General features: G+C 60.8%; 20 protein-coding genes. 15 read left to right on the forward strand and 5 right to left on the reverse strand.

Translation table 11 applies throughout. The features are described 5' to 3' along the window. Nucleotides 1-3 precede the first annotated feature (3 nt). Genes ACUN0G_RS14590 through ACUN0G_RS14610 form a run of 5 tightly spaced genes read left to right on the forward strand, consistent with a single transcriptional unit; the run spans nt 4 to nt 3,992 of the window. Nucleotides 4-972 (forward strand): sulfonate ABC transporter substrate-binding protein, encoded by a 969-nt coding sequence (locus tag ACUN0G_RS14590; RefSeq protein WP_010167860.1) that lies wholly within the window; start codon nt 4-6, stop codon nt 970-972. A gap of 25 nt (nt 973-997) precedes the next feature. After that, the gene (gene ssuD, locus ACUN0G_RS14595) at nt 998-2,146 is read left to right on the forward strand and encodes an FMNH2-dependent alkanesulfonate monooxygenase (RefSeq protein ID WP_445573715.1); all 1,149 of its coding nucleotides are present in this window, start codon (nt 998-1,000) and stop codon (nt 2,144-2,146) included. A 9-nt stretch (nt 2,147-2,155) separates the two neighbouring features. Beyond that, the gene (ssuC, locus tag ACUN0G_RS14600) at nt 2,156-2,944 is read left to right on the forward strand and encodes an aliphatic sulfonate ABC transporter permease SsuC (protein WP_275963892.1); all 789 of its coding nucleotides are present in this window, start codon (nt 2,156-2,158) and stop codon (nt 2,942-2,944) included. Continuing rightward, complete coding sequence (ssuB, locus tag ACUN0G_RS14605) at nt 2,941-3,747, forward strand: aliphatic sulfonates ABC transporter ATP-binding protein (RefSeq protein WP_258342723.1); 807 nt, start codon at nt 2,941-2,943, stop codon at nt 3,745-3,747. The genes ssuC and ssuB overlap by 4 nt, the downstream gene beginning before the upstream one ends. A 29-nt stretch (nt 3,748-3,776) precedes the next feature. Then, the gene (locus ACUN0G_RS14610; protein WP_003213899.1) at nt 3,777-3,992 is read left to right on the forward strand and encodes a TOBE domain-containing protein; all 216 of its coding nucleotides are present in this window, start codon (nt 3,777-3,779) and stop codon (nt 3,990-3,992) included. 132 nt (nt 3,993-4,124) lie between these two features. On the opposite strand, the gene ACUN0G_RS14615 is transcribed toward ACUN0G_RS14610, so the two are convergent. Together ACUN0G_RS14615 and ACUN0G_RS14620 are read right to left on the reverse strand one after the other, a co-directional pair. Continuing rightward, nucleotides 4,125-4,760 carry a TetR/AcrR family transcriptional regulator gene (locus ACUN0G_RS14615; RefSeq protein WP_445573716.1) on the reverse strand — a complete coding sequence of 212 codons (636 nt, stop codon included), beginning with the start codon at nt 4,758-4,760 and terminating at the stop codon, nt 4,125-4,127. A 220-nt stretch (nt 4,761-4,980) separates the two neighbouring features. Next, nucleotides 4,981-6,357: a glutamine synthetase family protein gene (locus ACUN0G_RS14620; protein WP_003213894.1), complete on the reverse strand. Its 1,377-nt coding sequence runs from the start codon at nt 6,355-6,357 to the stop codon at nt 4,981-4,983. Between the two features lie 278 nt (nt 6,358-6,635). Here ACUN0G_RS14620 and ACUN0G_RS14625 point away from each other — a divergent pair, with 278 nt between their 5' ends. The 8 genes from ACUN0G_RS14625 (at nt 6,636) to ACUN0G_RS14660 (ending at nt 15,893) form a co-directional block, all read left to right on the forward strand. Further along, nucleotides 6,636-7,415 (forward strand): gamma-glutamyl-gamma-aminobutyrate hydrolase family protein, encoded by a 780-nt coding sequence (locus ACUN0G_RS14625; RefSeq protein WP_093203916.1) that lies wholly within the window; start codon nt 6,636-6,638, stop codon nt 7,413-7,415. 39 nt (nt 7,416-7,454) lie between these two features. Then, nucleotides 7,455-8,813: a glutamine synthetase family protein gene (locus tag ACUN0G_RS14630; protein ID WP_010167850.1), complete on the forward strand. Its 1,359-nt coding sequence runs from the start codon at nt 7,455-7,457 to the stop codon at nt 8,811-8,813. Between the two features lie 58 nt (nt 8,814-8,871). Continuing rightward, nucleotides 8,872-10,236, forward strand: a complete 1,365-nt coding sequence (locus tag ACUN0G_RS14635) for an aspartate aminotransferase family protein (RefSeq protein WP_093203921.1) — start codon at nt 8,872-8,874, stop codon at nt 10,234-10,236. A gap of 208 nt (nt 10,237-10,444) precedes the next feature. After that, a complete protein-coding gene (locus ACUN0G_RS14640) occupies nt 10,445-11,539 on the forward strand; it encodes a polyamine ABC transporter substrate-binding protein (RefSeq protein WP_275712421.1) in 1,095 nt (364 codons plus the stop codon). A gap of 240 nt (nt 11,540-11,779) precedes the next feature. Then, entirely contained in the window at nt 11,780-12,874 is a 1,095-nt protein-coding gene (locus ACUN0G_RS14645) for a polyamine ABC transporter substrate-binding protein (protein ID WP_258342715.1), read from the forward strand. Nucleotides 12,875-12,949: 75 nt separating this feature from the next. Beyond that, nucleotides 12,950-14,092: an ABC transporter ATP-binding protein gene (locus tag ACUN0G_RS14650; RefSeq protein WP_003195240.1), complete on the forward strand. Its 1,143-nt coding sequence runs from the start codon at nt 12,950-12,952 to the stop codon at nt 14,090-14,092. Continuing rightward, a complete protein-coding gene (locus tag ACUN0G_RS14655) occupies nt 14,089-15,009 on the forward strand; it encodes an ABC transporter permease subunit (RefSeq protein WP_258342713.1) in 921 nt (306 codons plus the stop codon). The genes ACUN0G_RS14650 and ACUN0G_RS14655 overlap by 4 nt, the downstream gene beginning before the upstream one ends. Next, nucleotides 15,006-15,893: an ABC transporter permease subunit gene (locus ACUN0G_RS14660; RefSeq protein ID WP_258342711.1), complete on the forward strand. Its 888-nt coding sequence runs from the start codon at nt 15,006-15,008 to the stop codon at nt 15,891-15,893. The genes ACUN0G_RS14655 and ACUN0G_RS14660 overlap by 4 nt, the downstream gene beginning before the upstream one ends. A 119-nt stretch (nt 15,894-16,012) precedes the next feature. Here ACUN0G_RS14660 and ACUN0G_RS14665 read toward each other — a convergent pair whose 3' ends face one another. After that, nucleotides 16,013-16,654, reverse strand: coding sequence for an HD domain-containing protein (locus ACUN0G_RS14665; protein ID WP_017476582.1), 642 nt, complete (start codon nt 16,652-16,654; stop codon nt 16,013-16,015). Nucleotides 16,655-16,921: 267 nt separating this feature from the next. Between ACUN0G_RS14665 and ACUN0G_RS14670 the strand changes: the two genes are divergently transcribed. Further along, nucleotides 16,922-17,887 (forward strand): GlxA family transcriptional regulator, encoded by a 966-nt coding sequence (locus ACUN0G_RS14670; RefSeq protein ID WP_445573717.1) that lies wholly within the window; start codon nt 16,922-16,924, stop codon nt 17,885-17,887. On the opposite strand, the gene ACUN0G_RS14675 is transcribed toward ACUN0G_RS14670, so the two are convergent. Beyond that, entirely contained in the window at nt 17,865-18,218 is a 354-nt protein-coding gene (locus ACUN0G_RS14675) for a carboxymuconolactone decarboxylase family protein (RefSeq protein WP_016973032.1), read from the reverse strand. The genes ACUN0G_RS14670 and ACUN0G_RS14675 overlap by 23 nt on opposite strands. Nucleotides 18,219-18,317: 99 nt before the next feature. Here ACUN0G_RS14675 and ACUN0G_RS14680 point away from each other — a divergent pair, with 99 nt between their 5' ends. Next, nucleotides 18,318-19,220 carry an AraC family transcriptional regulator gene (locus tag ACUN0G_RS14680; RefSeq protein WP_445573718.1) on the forward strand — a complete coding sequence of 301 codons (903 nt, stop codon included), beginning with the start codon at nt 18,318-18,320 and terminating at the stop codon, nt 19,218-19,220. Nucleotides 19,221-19,349: 129 nt separating this feature from the next. On the opposite strand, the gene ACUN0G_RS14685 is transcribed toward ACUN0G_RS14680, so the two are convergent. Then, nucleotides 19,350-21,704 carry a penicillin acylase family protein gene (locus ACUN0G_RS14685; protein WP_445573719.1) on the reverse strand — a complete coding sequence of 785 codons (2,355 nt, stop codon included), beginning with the start codon at nt 21,702-21,704 and terminating at the stop codon, nt 19,350-19,352. Nucleotides 21,705-21,895 lie beyond the last annotated feature (191 nt).

Here is a 21,895-nt window from a genome sequence, read left to right on the forward strand (position 1 = left end):
GCCATGCGCACTGTCATCTTGCGTCGTGGTCTGGTCGCACTGTTTGCTGCGGCTGTGTCCTTCGGTGCCATCGTTCAAGCTCAAGCCGCCGAGACCCTGCGGATCGGCTATCAGAAGTACGGCACCCTGGTGCTGCTCAAGGCCAAGGGCTCGTTGGAAAAACGCCTGGCCGAGCAGGGCGTGCAAGTGCAGTGGACCGAGTTTCCCGGTGGCCCGCAGCTGCTGGAAGGATTGAACGTCGGTTCCATCGACTTCGGCGTGACGGGTGAGACGCCACCGGTGTTCGCCCAGGCCGCCGGTGCCGATTTGCTCTACGTCGCCTATGAACCACCAGCGCCGACCAGCGAAGCGATCCTCGTACCGAAAGACTCGCCGATCAAATCGGTGCAAGACCTCAAGGGCAAGAAAGTCGTCCTCAATAAGGGCTCCAACGTGCACTACCTGCTGGTGCGTGCCCTGGAAGATGCCGGCCTGAAATACACCGACGTGCAGACCGTCTTCCTGCCGCCCGCCGATGCCCGCGCCGCGTTCGAGCGCGGCAGCGTCGATGCCTGGGTGATCTGGGACCCGTATCAGGCGGCCGCCGAGAAACAACTGCAAGCCCGCACCCTGCGTGACGGCACCGGCATCGCCGACAACCATCAGTTTTACCTGGCCACCAAGCCTTACGCCGAAAAACACCCTGAGGTGATCAAGGCGCTGGTGGAAGAAGTGCGCGCGGTGGGCGAATGGTCCAAGGCCAACCCGGAGCAAGTCACTGAACAAGTTGCACCGCTGCTGGGCTTGCCGGCCGACATCACCCTGACCTCGGTGAAACGCCAGGGCTACGGCGCGCTGTTCCTGACCCCGGAAGTGGTCGCCGCGCAGCAGAAAATCGCCGACAGCTTCTACCAACTCAAATTGATCCCCAAACCCTTGAACATCAAGGACGTGATCTGGACGCCACCCGCCGCCGTTGCCAAAGCGCCGTAATCCGACTTCTTCAGGAGACAACTCCATGAGCCTCAATATTTTCTGGTTCCTGCCTACCCACGGCGACGGCCATTACCTTGGCACCGCCGAAGGCGCTCGCGCCGTTGATCACGGTTACTTGCAGCAAGTAGCCCAAGCGGCAGACCGCCTCGGCTTCGGCGGGGTGCTGATCCCCACCGGCCGTTCGTGCGAAGACTCGTGGCTGGTGGCAGCGTCGCTGATCCCGGTGACCCAACGCTTGAAATTCCTTGTCGCGCTGCGCCCCGGGATCATTTCCCCGACGGTGGCGGCGCGTCAGGCAGCGACCCTGGATCGTCTGTCCGGTGGCCGGGCGTTGTTCAACCTGGTAACCGGTGGAGACCCGGATGAATTGGCCGGCGACGGGTTGTTCCTGAGCCATGAAGAGCGTTACCAGGCGTCGGTGGAATTCACCCGCATCTGGCGCCGCGTACTGGAAGGCGAAACCGTCGATTACGACGGCAAGCACATCAGCGTCAAAGGCGCCAAGTTGCTCTATCCGCCGATCCAGCAACCGCGTCCGCCGCTGTATTTCGGGGGTTCCTCCGAAGCGGCCCAGGACCTGGCAGCCGAGCAAGTGGAAATGGTCCTGACCTGGGGCGAGCCGCCGGCTGCGGTAGCGGAAAAGATCGCACAGGTACGGGCCAAGGCCGCTAAGCTCGGGCGTACCCTGCGCTTCGGCATTCGCCTGCATGTGATCGTGCGTGAAACCAACGCCGAAGCCTGGCAGGCCGCCGACAAACTGATCTCCCACGTGGACGATGAAACCATCGCCCGCGCCCAGGCCTCGTTGTCACGTTTTGATTCCGTAGGCCAGCAACGCATGGCCGCCTTGCACGGCGGTAGTCGCGACAACCTGGAAGTCAGCCCCAACCTGTGGGCCGGCGTAGGCCTGGTACGTGGCGGAGCCGGCACGGCCTTGGTGGGCGATGGGCCGACCGTGGCTGCACGGGTGAAGGAATACGCTGACCTGGGCATCGACACCTTTATCTTCTCCGGTTATCCACACCTGGAAGAGTCGTATCGCGTGGCTGAGCTGTTGTTCCCGCACCTGGACATCGAACGTCCCGAGCTGCCGAAAGGCGCCGGCTACGTCAGCCCGTTCGGCGAAATGGTCGCCAACGACATTCTTCCCAAAGCTGCGTCCCAGAGCTGAGGCGCCGCCATGAACCTTGAAAAGTTAAGTCATCGATTGGCGCCCTGGGCGCTGCCGATCCTGTTGCTGGCGGTATGGCAGTTGTCGGTGTCGGCCGGTTGGTTGTCGACGCGTATTCTGCCGGCACCCAGCGCGGTGATCGAAGCGGGCATCAGCCTGGTGCGCAGCGGCGAAATCTGGACCCACCTGGCCATCAGCGGCTGGCGTGCGGGCCTGGGCTTTTTGATCGGCGGCAGCATCGGCCTGGCCCTGGGCTTTATCACCGGCCTGTCGACCTGGGGTGAACGCCTGCTGGACAGCTCGGTGCAGATGATCCGCAACGTGCCGCACCTGGCGCTGATCCCGCTGGTGATCCTGTGGTTCGGCATCGACGAGACCGCGAAGATATTCCTGGTCGCCCTCGGCACGCTGTTCCCGATTTACCTCAACACTTACCACGGCATCCGCAACGTCGACCCGGCGCTGGTGGAAATGGCCCGCAGTTATGGCCTGTCCGGTTTCAGCCTGTTTCGCCAAGTGATTTTGCCGGGCGCCTTGCCTTCGATTCTGGTGGGCGTGCGCTTTGCGCTGGGCTTTATGTGGCTGACGTTGATCGTCGCGGAAACCATCTCCGCCAGTTCCGGCATCGGCTACCTGGCAATGAACGCCCGGGAATTCCTGCAGACCGATGTGGTGGTACTGGCGATCGTGCTGTACGCCGTGCTCGGCAAGCTGGCAGACCTGGCGGCGCGTGGCCTGGAACGTGTCTGGCTGCGCTGGCACCCGGCTTATCAAGTGAATAAAGGAGGTGCGGCATGACCGCTCAACAACCTCCACGCCTGCTGCGGGGCATTCCCCTGGCAGTGCGCAAGTTGCGCAAGGCTTTCGGCGCGCGGGAAGTGCTCAAGGAAATCGACCTGCATATTCCTGCCGGTCAATTCGTGGCGGTCGTAGGCCGCAGCGGCTGCGGCAAAAGTACCTTGCTGCGCCTGCTGGCCGGCCTGGACAAAGCCAGCGGCGGCGAACTGCTCGCCGGTTCCGCGCCGCTGAGCGAGGCGATTGAAGACACGCGGTTGATGTTCCAGGAAGCGCGCCTGCTGCCGTGGAAAAAGATCATCGACAACGTGGGCCTTGGCCTCAAGGGCAACTGGCGCCCGCGGGCACTGGAAGCGCTGGAAGCGGTCGGCCTGGCCGAGCGCGCCAATGAGTGGCCGGCGGCGTTGTCCGGTGGCCAGAAGCAACGCGTGGCCCTGGCCCGCGCCTTGATCCACCAGCCACGCCTGTTGCTGCTGGACGAACCGCTGGGGGCCCTGGATGCCCTGACCCGGATCGAGATGCAGCAACTGATCGAGAACCTCTGGCAGAAGCACGGCTTCACCGTGTTGCTGGTGACCCACGACGTCAGCGAAGCCGTGGCCATTGCCGACCGGGTGATCCTGATCGAAGACGGCGAAATCGGCCTCGACCTGCACGTGGAACTCCCACGCCCGCGGGTGCGTGGCTCCCACCGCCTGGCGGCGCTGGAAACCGAAGTGCTTAACCGTGTGTTGTCGCTGCCCGGCACCCCGCCGGAACCCGAACCTGTTTCACCGCTGCCTACGCAATTGCGTTGGGCTCAATAACTCACTTGTCTTACACAGGAAGAACGACCATGACTATTAAAGCCATCAACGTGCGTAACCAGTTCAAAGGCACCATCAAGGAAATCGTCGAAGGCGACGTGCTGTCGGAAATCGACGTGCAGACCGCGTCCGGCATCGTCACTTCCGTGATCACCACGCGCTCGGTGAAAGAGCTGGAACTGGTGATTGGCAGTGAAGTGATTGCCTTCGTGAAATCCACCGAGGTGTCGATCGCCAAGCTGTGATCGTTCCCACGCTCTGCGTGGGAATGCATCCCGTGACGCTCCGCGTCACCCATGCGCAGGGCTCAAGTCTTGTGCTGGCTGGCGGGACGCGGAGCGTCCCATGAGCCATTCCCACGCAGAGCGTGGGAATGATCATCTGGGTGTGCGCTTGGGCAAGAACGCCGGCAGATAAAGCCCCACATACGCATCAAACACCCGCATGCCTTCCTCGGCCATGCGCGGGGTGATTTGCCCATGCTGATGCACCGAGCGCGCGTAGACGCGGTCGCTCAGTTCCAAAGCCAGGGCAAACACGTCGACATCGGCGGGCAGGCTCGGCACCTCGAAGTGCCGGTTGAACACCTCATACATCAGGTTTCCCAACTCCAGATCGTGCTGGCGGTCGGCCTGTGTCACTTCGGTCAACCCATGCTGGGCCAGGATCAATTGCCGGGCGGCGGCGTCGTTGCTGTAGATGGTGAGCATGCGCTGCTCCACCACGCAGGAAAGGTCGCGCCAATGCTTGAGTGAGTCGTGGTCGATCGGCGCCTGAATGGCCGCGCGAAAGGCTGCATGGATGTCAGCGGTCAGCGCCTCCAGCAAGGCAGGCACGCTGGCGAAGAAGTGGTACACCGAGGACGGCGGAATCTGTGCCCGCTCGGCCACGCTGTAAATCGACAGGCTGGCCACGCCTTCGGCGGCCAGCAAGGTGCGGGCGGCGTCGAGAATCGCGTCGATCCGGGCCTGGCTGCGGGCGCGGGGTTTGCGAGGGGTGGCAGGGCGATTCATTGAAGTCTCCTACAGGGCAGCGGGCATTGTACGAGAGACAGCCTGTGATCCATACCATGTAGGAGCGAGCTTGCTCGCGAGGGTCGTAAACGATGACGCGGGCATCCTGAATCAACGCGGCGCCCTCAGGTTTTTCGCGAGCAAGCTTGCTCCTACAGACAGGCATAAAAAAACGCCGCAAGCCAAAAGCCTGCGGCGTTCTTTTTAACCCGGCAACCGCTTACACGGTATGCAGGTACCAGTTGTACTCAAGGTCGGAGATGGAGTGTTCAAACTCTTCCAGCTCACTTTCCTTACAGGCGACGAAGATATCGATGTATTTAGGATCGATGTACTTGGCCATCACCTCGCTGTCGTCCAACTCACGCAGGGCATCACGCAGGTTGTTCGGCAGGCTCTGTTCGTTCTGCTCGTAGCTGTTGCCTTCCACCGGTGCGCCAGGCTCGATCTTGTTGGTCAGGCCGTGATGCACGCCCGCCAGGACCGAAGCCATCAGCAGGTAAGGGTTGGCGTCGGCACCGGCCACACGGTGTTCGATACGTACGGCGTCGGACGAGCCGGTCGGTACGCGAATCGCCACGGTGCGGTTATCCAGGCCCCAGCACGGCGAGTTCGGCACGTAGAACTGTGCGCCGAAACGACGGTAGGAGTTGACGTTAGGGCACAGGAACGCCATTTGGGCGGGTAGGGTCTCCAGCACACCGCCGATCGCGTGACGCAATGCGGCGTTCTGCTCGGGATCCTCGCTGGCAAAGATGTTCTTGCCGTCCTTGTCCAGGATCGAAATGTGTACGTGTAAGCCGTTGCCTGCCTGGCCCGGGTAAGGCTTGGCCATGAAGGTGGTGTCCATCTCATGGTCGTAGGCGATGTTCTTGATCAAGCGCTTGAGCAGTACCGCGTAGTCGCAGGCCTTTATAGGGTCGGCAACGTGGTGCAGGTTCACTTCGAACTGCGCCGGGGCACTTTCCTTGACGATGGCGTCGGCAGGGATGCCTTGCTCTTTTGCACCTTCCAGAATGTCCTGGAGGCAGTCGACGTATTCGTCGAGGTCGTCGATCAGGTAGACCTGTGTCGAATGCGGGCGTTTGCCGGAGATCGGCGAGCGGGGCGGTTGTGGCCGGCCATTCACGTTCTCCTGGTCAATCAGGTAGAACTCCAGCTCGAATGCGGCGCAGATGGTCAGACCGAGGTCGTCAAATTTGCTTACAACTTGGCGGAGTACTTCGCGAGGATCGGCGAAGAAAGGTTCACCTTCGAGTTCGTGCATGGTCATCAGCAGTTGCGCGGTTGGGCGCTTTTGCCAGGGTTCATTGCACAGGGTGTCGGGGATTGGATAACAGATTCGGTCAGCATCACCGATGTCCAGACCCAGGCCGGTGCTTTCCACCGTTGAGCCATTGATATCCAAGGCAAATAGAGAGGCAGGCAGGTTAATGCCCTTCTCGTAAACCTTGTGGAGGCTGGTGCGTTCGATGCGCTTGCCGCGCACCACACCATTCATATCCGCAATTAGAAGGTCTACGTACAGAACCTCAGGATGATCCTTAAGGAACGCGTTCGCTTCGTTAAGCTGAACGGCACGCGGGGGTACCGACATGATGCAACACCTTTGTTGTTAAAAATATCAATCATTGATCTCTTCGGGTTTCAGTCAACCCGAACGGCATGCCGAAGTCAAGCGAGGCCTTTTTTGCCCTAAAAAAGCGCCTTGAGGGCTTTTTTGGGGCTTTTTGGGGCGATTTTTTGGGATTGGTGCTCTTGGAACCAGCACGTTTGAGCGGGCCGTGTTGTATTTTTTACGGGGGTGTTGTGTAAAAAAATGAACAAGGCTAAGCTCGATTCAAACCCATAACAGCAATAATACCGGGGTGCTTCATGTCTCGCCTGCCGTTAATCGGCGTCACCGCCTGCTCCAAACAGGTCGGTCTGCATGCTTATCACATCAGTGGCGACAAATACGTCCGTGCAGTGGCCACCGCTGCCAAGGGCTTGCCGTTGATTATTCCGTCCCTGGCGGATGTGCTCGACCCGGCCAATATTCTTGACGGTCTGGACGGCATTCTTTTCACCGGCTCACCTTCCAATATCGAACCCTTTCACTACGACGGTCCGGCCAGCGCGCCCGGGACTGCTCATGATTCTGCACGGGACCAAACCACGCTACCGCTGTTGCGTGCCGCGATTGCGGCAGGCGTGCCGGTGCTGGGGATTTGCCGTGGCTTCCAGGAAATGAACGTGGCGTTTGGCGGCAGCCTGCACCAGAAGGTTCACGAAGTGCCGGGCATGATGGATCACCGCGAAGACGACACCCAGCCGCTGGACATCCAGTACGGCCCGGCGCACGCAGTGGCCATCTCCCCGAATGGGGTATTGGCAAGCCTGGGATTGCCGTCGACGATCCAGGTCAACTCGATTCATTCACAGGGCATCGATCGCCTGGCGCCGGGTTTTCAGGTCGAGGCCACCGCGCCGGACGGCCTGATCGAAGGCTTTTCGGTTCCCGCGGGCAAGGCTTTTGCTTTAGGAGTGCAATGGCACCCCGAATGGCAGGTAAGCTCTAACCCGCACTACCTCGCAATCTTCCAGGCATTTGGCAATGCCTGTCGAAAGCGGGTGATGCAACGCGACGCGGATGCTGCGTCAACTTACGCCTGACCTTTAATGGATGTCAGGAAACACAGCCCAGAGGCATTTATGAGTAACAACCTCGACCAGCTCACCGATTGGTTGAAAGACCACAAGATCACAGAAGTCGAATGCATGATTGGCGACCTCACCGGCATCACCCGGGGCAAGATCTCGCCGACCAACAAGTTCATCGCCGAAAAAGGCATGCGCCTGCCCGAAAGCGTTCTGTTGCAGACCGTGACCGGCGACTATGTCGAAGACGACATCTATTACGAATTGCTCGACCCGGCCGACATCGACATGATCTGCCGCCCGGACGAGAACGCGGTGTACCTCGTGCCCTGGGCCATAGAGCCTACGGCCCAGGTGATCCACGACACCTACGACAAGCAAGGCAACCCGATCGAGCTGTCGCCGCGCAACGTGCTCAAGAAAGTCCTCAAGCTCTACGCCGATAAAGGCTGGCAGCCCATCGTGGCGCCGGAGATGGAGTTCTACCTGACCAAGCGCTGCGAAGACCCGGACTTCCCGCTGCAACCGCCGATTGGCCGTTCCGGTCGCCCGGAAACCGGCCGCCAGTCCTTCTCTATAGAAGCGGCCAACGAATTCGACCCGTTGTTCGAAGACGTCTACGACTGGTGCGAGCTGCAGGAACTGGACCTCGACACGCTGATCCACGAAGACGGCACGGCGCAGATGGAAATCAACTTCCGTCACGGCGACGCCCTGTCCCTGGCCGACCAGATCCTGGTGTTCAAGCGGACCATGCGTGAAGCGGCGCTCAAGCACAACGTGGCGGCCACCTTTATGGCCAAGCCCATGACCGGCGAGCCCGGCAGCGCAATGCATCTGCACCAGAGCATCATCGACATCGCCACCGGCAAGAACGTGTTCTCCAATGAAGACGGGACCAAGAGCGAGCTGTTCCTGCACCACATAGGTGGCCTGCAGAAATTCATCCCTGAGTTGTTGCCGCTGTTCGCGCCTAACGTCAACTCGTTCCGCCGCTTCCTGCCCGACACCTCGGCGCCGGTCAACGTGGAGTGGGGCGAAGAAAACCGCACCGTAGGCCTGCGGGTACCGGACGCCGGCCCACAAAACCGTCGGGTGGAAAACCGCCTGCCGGGTGCCGACGCCAACCCGTACCTGGCGATTGCTGCCAGCTTGCTGTGTGGCTACATCGGTATGGTCGAAGGCATCAGCCCAAGCGCGCCGGTGGTGGGCCGTGGTTACGAGCGCCGCAACCTGCGCCTGCCGCTGACCATCGAAGACGCCCTGGAACGCATGGAAAACAGCAAGACCATCGAGAAATACCTGGGTCACAAATTCATCACAGGCTACGTCGCGGTCAAGCGGGCCGAGCATGAAAACTTCAAGCGCGTGATCAGTTCGTGGGAGCGGGAATTCCTGCTCTTTGCCGTCTGATGCGCCGGGCGCGCCCTTCAAACGGCGCGCCCTCACCTGAAACACTTAGGAGATTGGTATGTCCAGCAACAACCCGCAAACCCGTGAATGGCAAGCCTTGAGCAGCGATCACCACCTGGCGCCGTTCAGCGACTTCAAGCAATTGAAAGAGAAAGGCCCACGGATCATCACCAAAGCCCACGGCGTTTACCTGTGGGACAGCGAAGGCAACAAGATTCTCGACGGCATGGCCGGCCTGTGGTGCGTGGCGATCGGCTACGGTCGCGATGAACTGGCTGATGCGGCCGCCAAGCAGATGAAAGAGCTGCCTTACTACAACCTGTTCTTCCAGACTGCCCACCCGCCGGTGCTGGAACTGGCCAAAGCCATCTCCGATATCGCCCCGCAAGGCATGAACCACGTGTTCTTCACCGGTTCCGGCTCCGAAGGCAACGACACCATGCTGCGTATGGTCCGCCACTACTGGGCGATCAAAGGCCAGCCGAACAAGAAAACCATCATCAGCCGCAAGAATGGCTACCACGGCTCCACCGTGGCCGGCGCCAGCCTGGGCGGCATGACGTATATGCATGAACAGGGCGACTTGCCGATCCCGGGCATCGTCCACATCGCCCAGCCGTACTGGTTCGGCGAAGGCGGCGACATGAGCCCGGAAGAGTTCGGCGTGTGGGCGGCCAACCAGTTGGAAGAGAAGATTCTGGAGCTGGGCGTGGACAACGTCGGCGCCTTTATTGCCGAGCCAATCCAGGGTGCCGGTGGCGTGATCGTACCGCCTGCCAGCTACTGGCCGCGCATCAAGGAAATCCTCGCCAAGTACGACATCCTGTTCGTCGCCGATGAAGTGATCTGCGGCTTTGGCCGTACCGGTGAGTGGTTCGGTAGCGATTTCTACGACCTCAAGCCCGACATGATGACCATCGCCAAGGGCCTGACCTCCGGCTACATCCCGATGGGTGGCCTGATCGTGCGCGACGAAGTGGTCGCCGTGCTGAACGAAGGCGGTGATTTCAACCACGGCTTCACCTATTCCGGTCACCCGGTGGCGGCAGCGGTGGCCCTGGAAAACATCCGCATCATGCGCGATGAACAAATTGTTAAGCGCGTGCATGACGAAACGGCACCCTATTTGCAAAAGCGTTTGAGGGAACTGGCGGATCACCCGTTGGTGGGTGAAGTTCGCGGTGTGGGCATGCTCGGTGCCATCGAGCTGGTTCAGGACAAGGCAACGCGCAAGCGTTATGAAGGCCGTGGTGTTGGCATGATCTGCCGCACGTTCTGCTTCGAGAATGGCCTGATCATGCGCGCCGTGGGCGACACCATGATCATTTCGCCACCGCTGGTGATCAGCAAGGCCGAGATAGACGAGTTGGTGACCAAGGCGCGGCACTGCCTGGACCTGACTTTGGCGGCATTGCAGGGCTAAATGCTAGGCTCAGAACGCAGCGCCTGTCGGGCGCTGCTTCTGGGATGTTAGAAAAGCGGGGCATTGGTTGAAAGCCGGCCCCTGAACTTGCCAGACTGTCGCCCTGTTTTGTTGCCCCTTAGACGGGCTGCGAAACACGTTGGACTTAAAGAACGAACGTGGCCCAAAAAAGAAAAAATTGGAGCATGACCGAATGAAGGCATTAGGTTTGAAGAACGCTGGCAAGACCCTCCTGGCCTTGTCCCTGATGGGGGCCATGGCAGGCGCGGCGCACGCCGACGATAAAGTGCTGCACGTTTATAACTGGTCCGACTACATCGCACCGGACACCATCGCGAACTTTGAAAAAGAGTCCGGGATCAAGGTGGTCTATGACGTGTTCGACTCCAACGAAACCCTGGAAGCCAAGTTGCTGGCAGGCAAGTCCGGCTACGACATCGTCGTGCCGTCGAACAACTTCCTCGCCAAGCAAATCAAGGCCGGCGTTTACCAGGAACTGGACAAGTCCAAGCTGTCGAACTACGACAACCTGAACAAATCCCTGCTTAAAGCCGTGTCCGTCAGCGACCCGGACAACAAGCACGCCTTCCCGTACATGTGGGGCTCCATCGGCATCGGCTACAACCCGGAGAAGGTCAAGGCTGCACTGGGCATCGACAAGATCGACTCGTGGGACACCATCCTCAAGCCGGAAAACCTCGCCAAGCTCAAAGGCTGCGGTGTGAGCTTCCTCGATTCGCCAACCGAAATGCTGCCGGTGGCACTGCATTACCTGGGCCTGCCGACCGACACCCAGAAGAAAGAAGACCTCAAGCAAGCCGAGGCGCTGTTCCTCAAGCTGCGTCCTTCGATCGGTTACTTCCACTCGTCCAAGTACATCTCCGACCTGGCCAACGGCAACATCTGCGTAGCCGTTGGTTATTCGGGTGACGTGCAGCAGGCCAAGTCCCGCGCGGCTGAAGCCGGTGGCAAGGTCAAGGTGGCCTACGACATTCCGAAAGAAGGTGCCGGCAGCTTCTATGACATGGTCGCCATCCCTAAAGATGCCGAGAACGTCGACGCCGCCTACAAGTTCATGAACTACCTGCTCAAGCCGGAAGTCATGGCAAGCATCACCAACAGCGTGCGTTTCCCGAACGGTAACGAGAAGGCTACCGCATTGGTCGACAAAGACATCACCAGCGACCCAGGCATTTATCCGTCAGCGGACGTGCAAGCCAAGCTGTATGCCATTGCTGACTTGCCGGCTGCTACTCAGCGTGAAATGACCCGCAGCTGGACCAAAATCAAATCGGGCAAGTAAGCCTTAAGACCTGTGGGAGCAGGCTGGTGTGGGAGCGGGCTTGCTCGCGAAGACGGTGTGTCAGCTAGCGTATGTATCAACTGATACGCCGCTTTCGCGAGCAAGCCCGCTCCCACATAGCCCGCTCCTACCCATTAAATGACAGAAAGTTTTGCCGGATCGGTTTATCGAGGGTAAGTTGCGCGCCGGTTTTGTTGCCGGGCAACAACTTCGGGCCCAACTATTTAAGAGGACCTCCACTTGCCAATTTCTTTATTTCGCAAAGCCTTGCTGGTGGGTGCAGGTATCACGCTGGCTGTCAGCGTGCAGGCCGCCCCGACTGTGCATATTTATAACTGGTCGGACTACATCGGCCCGGACACCCTGGCCAACTTTGAAAAGGCCACCGGCATCAAGCCGGTCTATGACGTGTTTGATTCCAACGAAACCCTGGAAGGCAAGTTACTTGCCGGCCGTACCGGGTATGACGTGGTAGTGCCGTCGAACCACTTCCTTGGCAAGCAGATCAAGGCCGGGGCGTTCCAGAAAATCGACAAGTCGCAGTTGACCAATTACGCCAACCTCGACCCGGCGCTGCTCAAGCGTCTGGAAAAGAACGACCCGGGCAACCAGTACGCCGTGCCGTATCTGTGGGGCACCAACGGTATTGGTTACAACGTAGATAAAGTCAAAGAAGTGCTGGGCGTCGACAAGATCGATTCCTGGGCCGTGCTGTTCGAGCCGGAAAACATGAAGAAGCTGGCGAGCTGCGGCGTGTCGTTCATGGACTCGGCGGACGAAATGTTGCCGGCGGTGCTCAACTACATGGGCTTGAACCCCAACAGCACCAACCCTGAAGACTATAAGAAGGCTGAAGAGAAACTCCTGAAAGTGCGTCCTTACGTGACCTACTTCCATTCTTCCAAGTACATCTCGGACCTGGCCAACGGCAACATCTGCGTGGCGGCCGGTTTCTCCGGTGATGTGTTCCAGGCCAAGGCCCGTGCGACCGAGGCGGGCAAGGGCGTGAACATCGCCTACGTGATTCCGAAAGAAGGCGGCAACTTGTGGTTCGACGTGCTGGCCATCCCCAAGGATGCCACCAACGTCAAAGAGGCCCTCGCCTTCATCAACTATTTGCTGAAACCTGAGGTGATCGCTCAGGTCAGTGATTACGTCGGTTACGCCAACCCTAACCCAGGGGCGGACAAACTGATGGAGCAATCGATACGCACCGACGAAGCGGTTTACCCACCGCAGGCGGTTCTCGACCGGACTTTTGTCAACTTCGAGCTACCCCCGAAAGTGCAACGCTTGATGACCCGTAGTTGGACCAAGGTCAAGACGGGCAAGTAAGGCTTAACGCTCAAACTATCCAAGGCTGGCCCGTATTGGGCGAGCTGCACTCTTTTTATTCTGGGAGTTTCGTAAATGGCAGTTGCCTCCGGCGCCTATAAGAAAGCCCTCGAGGGCGACCAGACACCGAAAAAGGTGCTGGTCAAAATCGACCGGGTCACGAAGAAGTTCGACGAGACGATTGCGGTGGACGATGTGTCCCTGGAAATCAAGAAAGGCGAGATCTTCGCCTTGCTCGGCGGATCGGGTTCGGGCAAATCCACCTTGCTGCGCATGCTCGCAGGCTTCGAGCGCCCAACGGAAGGACGCATTTACCTCGACGGTGTGGACATCACCGACATGCCGCCGTACGAGCGGCCGATCAACATGATGTTCCAGTCCTACGCCCTGTTCCCCCACATGACCGTGGCCCAGAACATCGCGTTTGGCCTGCAACAGGACAAGATCCCCAAGGCCGAGGTCGACGCCCGTGTGGCCGAGATGCTCAAGCTGGTGCAGATGAGCCAGTACGCCAAGCGCAAGCCGCACCAGCTGTCTGGCGGTCAACGCCAGCGGGTGGCCCTGGCGCGTTCCCTGGCCAAGCGTCCGAAACTGCTGTTGCTCGATGAGCCGATGGGCGCACTGGACAAGAAACTGCGTTCGCAGATGCAACTGGAACTGGTTGAGATCATCGAGCGCGTAGGCGTGACCTGCGTGATGGTGACCCACGACCAGGAAGAGGCCATGACCATGGCCGAGCGCATCGCGATCATGCACCTGGGCTGGATTGCCCAGATCGGCAGCCCGATCGACATCTATGAAACGCCTACCAGCCGCCTGGTGTGCGAGTTCATCGGCAACGTCAACATCTTCGACACCCAGGTGGTGGACGACGCCGAAGGCCACGCGGTACTCAAGTGCCCGGACCTGGACCGCGACATCTACGTCGGCTACGGCATCGCCACCTCGGTGGAAGACAAGTCGGTGACCTACGCCATCCGCCCTGAAAAGCTGCTGGTGACCACCGAAATGCCGACCTGCGAGCACAACTGGTCCAGCGGCAAGGTGCACGACATCGCCTACCTCGGCGGCCACTCGGTGTTCTACGTCGAATTGCCGAGCGGCAAGCTGGTGCAGTCCTTCGTGGCCAACGCCGAGCGCCGCGGCCAGCGCCCAACCTGGGGCGACCAGGTGTACGTGTGGTGGGAAGACGACAGCGGCGTGGTACTTCGCTCATGAACATGAAGAAGTTCAAACGCCAGCTGCAACGAATAACCCCCGGTGGCCGGCACGTGGTCATCGGGATCCCTTTCCTCTGGCTGTTCCTGTTCTTCATGCTGCCGTTCTTCATCGTCTTGAAGATCAGCTTTGCCGAAGCCGACGTGGCGATCCCGCCGTACACCGAGATCTACACCTTCGTTGAGCAGAAACTGCAGTTGGTGCTGAACCTGGCCAACTACGGGATGCTGGGCGATGACGAGCTGTACATCGCGGCGTACCTGGGCTCGCTGAAGATGGCGTTTTTCAGCACCGTCCTCTGCCTGCTGATCGGCTACCCGATGGCCTACGCCATTGCCAGCGCGCGCAAGGAAATCCAGACGGTGCTGGTGCTGCTGATCATGATGCCGACCTGGACTGCGATCCTGATCCGCGTGTATGCGTGGATGGGCATCCTCAGCAACAACGGCTTGCTCAACGGCTTCCTGATGTCCATCGGGCTGATCAACGAACCGCTGCAGATCCTCAACACCAACATCGCGGTGTATATCGGCGTGGTCTATTCGTACCTGCCGTTCATGATCCTGCCGCTGTACGCCAACCTGGTGAAGCACGACCAGAGCCTGCTGGAAGCCGCATCGGACCTGGGTTCGAGCACCTTCAACAGCTTCTGGAAAATCACCGTGCCGCTGTCCAAGAACGGCATCATCGCCGGCTGCATGCTGGTGTTTATCCCGGTGGTGGGCGAGTTCGTGATCCCGGAACTGCTGGGCGGCCCGGAAACCCTGATGATCGGTAAAGTGTTGTGGCAAGAGTTCTTCAACAACCGTGACTGGCCGGTGGCGTCTGCCTTGGCGGTCGTGATGCTGGCGATCCTGATCGTGCCGATCATTCTGTTCAACCGCAGCCAAGCCAAAGAGATGGAGGGCAAGATATGAAGCGCGTCAGTTTCTCAAGCTTCATGCTGGTGGCGGGGTTGCTGTTCATCTACCTGCCGATGCTGATCCTGGTGATCTACTCGTTCAACGAATCCAAACTGGTGACGGTGTGGGGCGGTTGGTCGATCAAGTGGTACGTCGGCCTGTTGGACAACACCCAGTTGATGGGCTCCGTCGGTCGCTCCCTGGAAATTGCCTGCTACACCGCGATTGCCGCAGTGGCGCTGGGTACGTTGGCGGCGTTCGTGCTGACGCGTATCAGCCAGTTCAAGGGCCGCACGCTGTTCGGCGGCCTGGTGACGGCACCGCTGGTGATGCCGGAAGTGATCACCGGTCTGTCGCTGTTGCTGCTGTTCGTGGCCATGGCGCAGATGATCGGTTGGCCTCAGGAACGTGGCCTGGTGACCATCTGGATCGCCCACACCACGTTCTGTTCGGCGTATGTGGCGGTGGTGGTGTCGGCGCGCTTGCGTGAGCTGGACCTGTCGATTGAAGAAGCGGCGATGGACCTGGGGGCGCGGCCGTGGAAGGTGTTCTTCCTGATCACCATCCCGATGATCGCGCCGTCGCTGGCGGCGGGCGGCATGATGTCGTTCGCGCTGTCGCTGGATGACTTGGTGTTGGCCAGCTTCGTGTCGGGGCCGGGTTCTACCACGTTGCCGATGGAAGTGTTCTCGGCGGTGCGTCTGGGGGTTAAACCCGAGATCAACGCCGTGGCCAGCTTGATTCTGCTGGCGGTGTCGATCGTGACGTTCCTGGTGTGGTTCTTCAGCCGTCGTGCTGAAGAGCACCGCAAGAAAGCGATCCAGCAGGCGATTGAAGAAGCGGCTGCGGATGGCTGGGAGAAGCCGACGGATTCGCGTCGGGCTCCAGCGCCGGTCTAGGATGATCGTTCCCACGCTCCGCGTGGGAACGCCTCCTGTGACGCTCCGCGTCACGACTCTGAGAGCTGACGCGGAGCGTCCAGGGATGCATTCCCACGCAGAGCGTGGGAACGATCCTGTCAGGCCATCCAAGGCGACTTGCGAATCACCTCGACAAAGTTCATCGGCTTGAACCCAGGCTCCTGATCCACCAGCACATCGGTCTTCACATTGCCGAACGTGGTCTGCGGACGATGGCGCAGGCCATCGGCAAACGCGCAGATGATGCACTCCTTGAACCCTTCACCCCGTGGATGCGCATGCACCACTGCTTCGCGCTGCACGCTGGTAAACGCCGCGTACTCCATCCCCAGCACGTCCATTTCCACGCCAGCGGTCACCAGCGCCACAGTCGGACGCAGATGCTTGGGCACCCCCGGCGTGGTGTGCAGGGCAATCGACAACCACACCTGTTCGATGTCGTCATCGCTCAACCCGTAAGGCTTGAGAAAGTCCGCCGCTGCATTGGCGCCGTCCACTTCAAAGCGCTCGTCGTCACTGCGGTGACCTTCCACCAAACCCAGGTCGTGGAACATCGCGCCGACGTACAGCAGCTCCGGGTTATAGGCCAGTTGCTGGCGCTCACCGCTCAAGGCGCCGAACAGGAACACCCGGCGGGAGTGGTGGTACAGCAGGTCGGATTCGATGTCGCGGATGTATTCGGTGGTGGCCTTGGCCAGGGCGCTGTCCGGGATCTTGATGCCGGCGATGGTGGTGCTCATGGTCGTTGTCCTCAAGAAAGCGCCGGGTTGGCGCCGATGAGTCCAGTCTGGTCGTGCGCCCGCGAGGGGGCCATCGCGGCGAGGATGCGATCCCGGCCAATGTGCTGCGATATCGCGCCAAGGGTATGCGCGATCAAATGTGGGAGCTGGCTTGCCTGCGATAGCATCACCTCGGTATACCTGATGGACCGCGTCGCCTGTATCGCAGGCAAGCCAGCTCCCACAGGGGTTTTGCATTTATTCAGTTGGAAAAAGGTGTTTCTACCCATGGGCAAAACCGTTGCCATCCTGATCTTCCCCGGCGTCCAGTCACTGGACGTGACCGGGCCGCTGGATGTGTTCTGCGAGGCCAACCGTTTTCTGCCGCCCGAGGCGCATTACCAGCTGGAGGTGATTGGCCTGGGGCACGGCAACATGGCCTGTTCCAACGGCTTGTCGTTGCAGGCGCACCGGCATTTCAGCGAAGCCCTCGACCCTTACGATTTGCTGTTGATGGCCGGCGGGCCGCAGTTGCCCTTTGAGGATTTCGGCCCGGTGTTCAATCAATGGCTGCGTGACGCCAGCGCGCGAGCCAAACGTTTCGGCTCCATCTGTAACGGCGCCTTCATGCTCGCCCGCGCCGGTCTGCTGGACGGGCGCACCGTCACTACCCACTGGGGCGACGCCGCTGATCTGGCCGCCTTATGCCCATCGTCCCAGGTCGAAGCGGACCGCCTCTACGTGCAGGACGGCAACCTCTACACCTCCGCCGGGGTGACGGCGGGCATCGACCTGTCGCTGTACCTGCTGGCCCAGGACCACGGCCCGGAAGTCGCCCTCAGCGTGGCCAAGCGTCTGGTGGTATTTACCCAGCGTTCAGGCGGGCAGTCGCAGTTCAGCCCGTTTCTGACACCCCACGCCGAAGCCACCTCGGCGGTGGCGCTGGTGCAGCTCTACGTATTGGCCAACCTGACAGGCGACCTGACCATCGCCGACCTGGCCAAGGCTGCCAACATGAGCGCGCGCAACTTCTCGCGGGTGTTCGCCCGGGAAGCGCAGATCACCCCGGCGGAGTTCGTCGAGCGGGCGCGGGTGGATGCGGCGCGGGTGATGCTGGAAAGCACCCACGCGCCGCTCAAGACCGTGGCGTATCAATGCGGCTTTCGCGATGCCCAGCACATGCGCAGTGTGTTCAACCGCCGGCTGGGCGTGACGCCGCAACAATTCCGGCTTAACTTTGCGGCGCCGGTTTGAGCGTGTCGTAGGCTTCCAGGGCACGCAGCGAGTAGATATACGCCGCACCGGCATTCAGCGAAATCGCCGTGGCCAGGGTCGCGGCCACTTCTTCGCGGGTAGCGCCGGCCTTAATCGCCGCGTCGGCATGCACGCCGATGCAACCGTCGCAGCGCGTGGTGATGGCCACGGCGATGGAAATCAGCTCACGGGTCTTGGCATCCAGGACGTTGTTTTCCTCGGCAGCTTCCCCCAGCGCCATGTAGGCTTTGACCATCTTCGGGTTGCTCTTGCCCAGTGCGCCAAAGGCTTTCTTCACGGTAGGCAGCAAGTCGGACCAGTTATTGAACATCGCGTTAACTCCTGAACGGGTTGGGTGTGAAACCAGTCTGGGCTGTTCCGGTTTGGCGGTATTGTTCAATCCGCTCATCTTTTTGACCGATGCTCGCAAATGAACTCCATCGACACCTTGATCGCGTTGGCCAACCTGCGGGGCAGCCTGGACTTGCGTTGCCAGTTCCAGGGCGCCTGGGCCATGGACCACGAGCCCGAGCCGCTGGGCGTGGCGCCGTATCACATTGTGCTGGCGGGCACCTGCCGCGCCGAATTGTCCGGTGGGCAGCAGGTGACGCTGGAAGAGGGCGATATCCTGTTGATGCCCGGTGGCGCGACGCACCTGGTGCGCAGCCAGGGCGTGCGGGTGAAGCCGGTGGCGCAGACCGTGATCGAGGGCGGCCTGTTGCCGATCCATCGCCTGGGCGGTGAACAGCCGGACGTGGACATGCTTTGCGGCAGCTTTCGCTATAACCGTCAGTCGTTGTTGTTCAGTGCGTTGCCGGACTATCTGGTGGTGTCGAGTCGGCAGTGGCAGGCCGATGGGCAGTTGGCGGCATTGATCGCACTGATGCGCAGCGAAGCGGACGGGCAACGGCTGGGGGCCAGGTTCTTTATCGATGCACTGTCGTCGGCGTTGTTCACCTTGATCCTGCGGGCGTGGCTGACGCAGCAAGCGCCGGTGGCGGGCACTTTCGCCTTGCTGGCCGACAAACGCCTGGGCAAGGCCTGGCAGGCGATGCTGGCGAAGCCCGGGCATGAGTGGACCATCGACAGCCTGGCCAGCGCCGCGTCGATGTCCCGGGCGACCTTCATGCGTGGGTTTGTCAAAGTGGCGGGTGTGTCGCCGTGGGTGTTGCTGACGCAGTTGCGCATGGAGCTGGCGTTCAACCTGCTGCAGCAGTCGCGGCTGAGCCTGACGGATATTGCTGCCCAGGCGGGGTATCAGTCCCAGGCGGCGTTCAGCAAGAAATTCAAGGAGACCTACGGTGAAGCGCCGGGGCGGCTGCGAGCCCGGTAGACGCAACAACGCAGATCAACTGTGGGAGCTGGCTTGCCTGCGATAGCGGTGTGTCAGTCAACATTTCTATCGACTGACACACCGCTATCGCAGGCAAGCCAGCTCCCACACAGTCCGTATTTCAACCACCTACCTGGCCGGCAACAGCTTGAGCGTACTGCGGGTATTCGCCGTCACTTCCTCATCATTGAAATGCGCTTGCTCATACCCGCCTTCGATATACGTCTCCGCCTGGTCGGAGTAGTGCTTGTCGAACGGCACGCCACTCTGCCCGACCGGGTTGATGGTCAGCGCATGCGCCGCATCGGCGAAGTCGATCAGGCGCCGGGTCGACGGTCCGTACGTCACCGGCCATGGCGCCGGGCCGATCTGTGCGGATTGGTTGTTGGGCACTTCATGGGTGCCAGGAGCGGCAAACGGGCCGACGTTGACGATCTGATCCAACGGCTTCTGCGAGCCCAGCGGATGGCCATGGGTCAGGGTGTGGGCCTTGCCCCATTGCCACTGCGCCGGGTCGTCGCCGAAGGTCGCCTTGAGGTGTTGCAGGCTGTTGTCCCAGGCAAGCTTGACGGTCTCGGCGCGGTGGCCGTCCCACCAGGGCGAATCCGCTGAAGCGGTCAGGCGCGGTAAGGCCGCATCCACCACTCGGGTGGTGAGCAAGGTCTTGAACATCGCATCGCCCAGCTTTGGGTGGAACGCGGCGTCAGTGAGGTTGAACAGGAACTGGTTGAACAGCGTGGCACTGGTGGAGTCCAGCGGGTAATCGCCTTTCCACGTTGCCAATTGCTCCACCAGTTTCAACTGTGCCGGGTCCTTGACCACTTCACGCAGCACCGGCAGCAACGGCGCCAGCAGCCGTGGGCCGTAGGCGGTGGTGGTGCCGAGCTGCAAGGCCTGGCTGTTGTCCACATCCCATTTCACGCTGTTGTCGCTCAACTGGGCATTCAACTGCTGGCCACGGTCCGCCAGGTTGTAATACCCGGGAATCGGCATGCCGGTGGGGGATGCCGGCTGGGCGTTGGCAGACACCACGTAACCGCGGGCCGGGTTTTCTTCCTGGGGGTTGGCGCTGAACGGGTAGAAGCCGAGCTTGTCCGCCTGGGCGGTGCTGCCGTCGAGGATAAAGCCCGGGTTGACCCCGGCCGGGCGGATCGGCAGTTGCGCCGCTGCCCACCAGCCGATATCGCCTTTGGCATTGGCCCACACGATATTCAAGCCAGGCGCCTGGACCTTGGCCGCCGCCGCACGGGCCTTGGCCAGCGTGTCGGCACGGTTGAGCTGATAAAAGCCATCGAGGATCGGGTTCTCGGTGTTGAGGAACGCCCACCACATGGCAATCGGCGTCTTGCCGGCGTTTTCGCCGAGCGCGTCATTGATGATCGGGCCGTGGGGCGAGGTGCGCAGGGTTATGGTCACCGGGTCCTGGCCCTTGACCGCGATCTGTTGCTCGCTGCTGGTCATGTCCACCCACTTGTCGTGGTACCAGACCTGGTTGGGGTTGTCCGGGTTGACCTTCTCGGCGATCAGGTCGAGGTCATCGTTCTGGAACATGGTCAGGCTCCAGCCGAAATCCTTGTTGTGGCCCAGGAACGCCACCGGCACCAGCGCGTTGTGATAACCGTAAAGCTCGAAACCCGGCGCTGACAGCTGCGCCTCGTACCACACCGATGGCACCGAGAAGCGGATATGCGGGTCACCCGCCAGCAACGGTTTGCCGCTCTTGGTACGGCTGCCGCTGATGGCCCAGGCGTTGCTGCCTTCGAACTGCGGCAGGCCGTTGTCGGCCATGGCCTGTTCGCTCAACTGGGCGATGGCGCCCAAATCCTTCCAGTCACCAGCCGCCAGGTTCAGTGCGCCCTTGGGCTGCCAATCGAGGTCGAAGACCTTCAGGTAATCGTTGCCCAGTTGATCGCGGACGTAGGTCAGCAAGGGTTCGGTACGAAAGGCAGCGGCAAAGCTGTAGGCCAGGTAGCCGGCGACGCTGATGGTGTCTTCGGCGGTAAACGGACGCTTGGGGATGCCCAGTACGTCGAACTCCATGGGTTTGGCGTGGCTGTCCTGATACTGGTTGACCCCGTCCAGGTAGGCTTGCAGGGCCTTCCAGGACGCAGACTCATGGTCCATGTGTTCGACGTAGCTCAAGGCGCGCTCGCGAATGCGCAGGCTGCGGAACAGTTTGTCGGTTTCCAGCAACTTGGGCCCCAGCACCTCGGCCAGCTCGCCACGGGACAGGCGCCGCATGATCTCCATCTGGAACAACCGGTCCTGGGCATGTACGTAGCCGAGGGCGCGGTACAGGTCGGTCTCATTCTCGGCGCGGATATGCGGCACGCCTCGGTCGTCGTAGCGCACGGTGACCGAGCCTTGCAGGTGGGCCAGCTCCACCGTGCCCTGGCGAGTCGGCTGCTTGCTGTACACGTACCAGCCGGCGCCAACCATAAGGGCTACGAGCAGGATGGCCAGCGCGGTCAGGATGCGTTTCATGGGTTGTCCCTTATTAGTCGGTCACCGTGAAGATTCGGGCAGTTTAGTGGGTTTGGCGAGCGCTGCGGAAAATGCTCTCGGGTTCTTGCTCCCTGAACCTGAGCTGCATGAAGTGGGGGTTCTGAAGTGGGCCGCGGGTGGGCGGAGTATTATGTTTACTCTGTTACATGAAACCAGCGGCGCGATGATTC

The organism is Pseudomonas sp. 32A (genome assembly GCF_052682255.1).